Origin of the sequence: Serratia quinivorans (genome assembly GCF_946227985.1) — a bacterium.
GTDB lineage: Bacteria > Pseudomonadota > Gammaproteobacteria > Enterobacterales > Enterobacteriaceae > Serratia > Serratia quinivorans_A.
This window is the reverse complement of record NZ_CAMKGL010000024.1, coordinates 1-3,592: the sequence shown is the minus strand read 5'-3', so window position 1 is coordinate 3,592 and position 3,592 is coordinate 1. Positions and strand designations below refer to the sequence as shown.

Below are 3,592 nucleotides of genomic sequence, written 5' to 3'. Positions count from 1 at the left end.
TAACCTTCGGGAGGGCGCTTACCACTTTGTGATTCATGACTGGGGTGAAGTCGTAACAAGGTAACCGTAGGGGAACCTGCGGTTGGATCACCTCCTTACCTAATGATATTGATTGCGTGAAGTGCTCACACAGATTGTCTGATAGAAAAGTAATGAGCAAAAGCGCTACCTGTTGATGTAATGAGTCTCTGACTCATGCTGATACGAACCGATTAAGACGTGAGTCTGATCGGAATTTCGTGTCCCCATCGTCTAGAGGCCTAGGACACTGCCCTTTCACGGCTGTAACAGGGGTTCGAATCCCCTTGGGGACGCCATTCCGATAATGAGTGAAAGACATTATCACCGGTGCTTGCTGCACCGAAAACATCTTAAAGATGACTTTAATGAGTCGTGTTTAAGATATTGCTCTTTAACAATCTGGAACAAGCTGAAAATTGAAACATGACAGCTGAAACTTACTCCTCCGTAGATGTACTGGAGTAAGGACTAACCTGTCATAGAGTCTCTCAAATGTAACAGCGCGAAAGTGGAAACACTTTTGGGTTGTGAGGTTAAGTGACTAAGCGTACACGGTGGATGCCTAGGCAGTCAGAGGCGATGAAGGGCGTGTTAATCTGCGATAAGCGTCGGTAAGGTGATATAAACCGTTATAACCGGCGATACCCGAATGGGGAAACCCAGTGCAATTCGTTGCACTATCATACGATGAATACATAGTCGTATGAGGCGAACCGGGGGAACTGAAACATCTAAGTACCCCGAGGAAAAGAAATCAACCGAGATTCCCCCAGTAGCGGCGAGCGAACGGGGAGGAGCCCAGAACCTGAATCAGTTCTTGTGTTAGTGGAAGCGTCTGGAAAGTCGCACAGTAAAGGGTGATAGTCCCGTACACTAAAATGCATTAATTGTGAGTTCGATGAGTAGGGCGGGACACGTGACATCCTGTCTGAATATGGGGGGACCATCCTCCAAGGCTAAATACTCCTGACTGACCGATAGTGAACCAGTACCGTGAGGGAAAGGCGAAAAGAACCCCGGCGAGGGGAGTGAAATAGAACCTGAAACCGTGTACGTACAAGCAGTGGGAGCCTACTAGTTGGGTGACTGCGTACCTTTTGTATAATGGGTCAGCGACTTATATTTTGTAGCAAGGTTAACCGTATAGGGGAGCCGTAGGGAAACCGAGTCTTAACTGGGCGAATAGTTGCAAGGTATAGACCCGAAACCCGGTGATCTAGCCATGGGCAGGTTGAAGGTTGGGTAACACTAACTGGAGGACCGAACCGACTAATGTTGAAAAATTAGCGGATGACTTGTGGCTGGGGGTGAAAGGCCAATCAAACCGGGAGATAGCTGGTTCTCCCCGAAAGCTATTTAGGTAGCGCCTCGTGAACTCATCTTCGGGGGTAGAGCACTGTTTCGGCTAGGGGGCCATCCCGGCTTACCAAACCGATGCAAACTCCGAATACCGAAGAATGTTATCACGGGAGACACACGGCGGGTGCTAACGTCCGTCGTGAAGAGGGAAACAACCCAGACCGCCAGCTAAGGTCCCAAAGTCATGGTTAAGTGGGAAACGATGTGGGAAGGCATAGACAGCCAGGATGTTGGCTTAGAAGCAGCCATCATTTAAAGAAAGCGTAATAGCTCACTGGTCGAGTCGGCCTGCGCGGAAGATGTAACGGGGCTAAACCATGCACCGAAGCTGCGGCAGCGACGCTTAGGCGTTGTTGGGTAGGGGAGCGTTCTGTAAGCCGTTGAAGGTGGCCTGTGAGGGTTGCTGGAGGTATCAGAAGTGCGAATGCTGACATAAGTAACGATAAAGCGGGTGAAAAACCCGCTCGCCGGAAGACCAAGGGTTCCTGTCCAACGTTAATCGGGGCAGGGTGAGTCGACCCCTAAGGCGAGGCCGAAAGGCGTAGTCGATGGGAAACAGGTTAATATTCCTGTACTCGGTGTTACTGCGAAGGGGGGACGGAGAAGGCTAGGCTAGCCGGGCGACGGTTGTCCCGGTTTAAGCGTGTAGGGGGAGTGACCTGGTAAATCCGGTTATTCATTCAACCCTGAGGCGTGATGACGATGCACTACGGTGCAGAAGTAGTTGATGCCAAGCTTCCAGGAAAAGCCTCTAAGCATCAGGTAACACAGAATCGTACCCCAAACCGACACAGGTGGTCAGGTAGAGAATACCAAGGCGCTTGAGAGAACTCGGGTGAAGGAACTAGGCAAAATGGTGCCGTAACTTCGGGAGAAGGCACGCTGGCGCGTAGGTGAAGAGACTTGCTCTCGGAGCTGAAGCCAGTCGCAGATACCAGCTGGCTGCAACTGTTTAATAAAAACACAGCACTGTGCAAACACGAAAGTGGACGTATACGGTGTGACGCCTGCCCGGTGCTGGAAGGTTAATTGATGGGGTCAGCCGCAAGGCGAAGCTCTTGATCGAAGCCCCAGTAAACGGCGGCCGTAACTATAACGGTCCTAAGGTAGCGAAATTCCTTGTCGGGTAAGTTCCGACCTGCACGAATGGCGTAATGATGGCCAGGCTGTCTCCACCCGAGACTCAGTGAAATTGAACTCGCTGTGAAGATGCAGTGTACCCGCGGCAAGACGGAAAGACCCCGTGAACCTTTACTATAGCTTGACACTGAACATTGAGCCTTGATGTGTAGGATAGGTGGGAGGCTTTGAAGCGTGGACGCCAGTCTGCGTGGAGCCAACCTTGAAATACCACCCTTTAATGTTTGATGTTCTAACTCGGCCCCGTAATCCGGGGTGAGGACAGTGTCTGGTGGGTAGTTTGACTGGGGCGGTCTCCTCCCAAAGAGTAACGGAGGAGCACGAAGGTTAGCTAATCACGGTCGGACATCGTGAGGTTAGTGCAAAGGCATAAGCTAGCTTGACTGCGAGAGTGACGGCTCGAGCAGGTACGAAAGTAGGTCTTAGTGATCCGGTGGTTCTGAATGGAAGGGCCATCGCTCAACGGATAAAAGGTACTCCGGGGATAACAGGCTGATACCGCCCAAGAGTTCATATCGACGGCGGTGTTTGGCACCTCGATGTCGGCTCATCACATCCTGGGGCTGAAGTAGGTCCCAAGGGTATGGCTGTTCGCCATTTAAAGTGGTACGCGAGCTGGGTTTAGAACGTCGTGAGACAGTTCGGTCCCTATCTGCCGTGGGCGTTGGAAGATTGAGAGGGGTTGCTCCTAGTACGAGAGGACCGGAGTGAACGCACCACTGGTGTTCGGGTTGTCATGCCAATGGCATTGCCCGGTAGCTAAGTGCGGAAAAGATAAGCGCTGAAAGCATCTAAGCGCGAAACTTGCCTCGAGATGAGTCTTCCCTGGGAACTTGATTCCCCTGAAGGAACGTTTAAGACTAAGACGTTGATAGGCTGGGTGTGTAAGTGCAGCGATGCATTGAGCTAACCAGTACTAATGATCCGTGAGACTTAACCTTACAACACCAAAAGTGTTTTGATTTGAGAGATTTTCAGCGAAGTTCCGAGATTGGTTCTGGTGGTCATGAGAATGACGGCCGAGAATGAAACAGAATTTGCCTGGCGGCAATAGCGCGGTGGTCCCACCTGA

1 tRNA gene and 2 rRNA genes are annotated in these 3,592 nt (G+C 51.2%); all 3 read left to right on the top strand.

The features are described 5' to 3' along the window. Positions 1-98, top strand: a 16S ribosomal RNA gene (locus tag OCH02_RS25390); the annotation flags it as partial. 143 nt (positions 99-241) lie between these two features. Beyond that, positions 242-317 (top strand) — tRNA-Glu (locus OCH02_RS25385). A gap of 235 nt (positions 318-552) precedes the next feature. Beyond that, positions 553-3,461: ribosomal RNA gene (locus OCH02_RS25380) — 23S ribosomal RNA — on the top strand. Positions 3,462-3,592 lie beyond the last annotated feature (131 nt).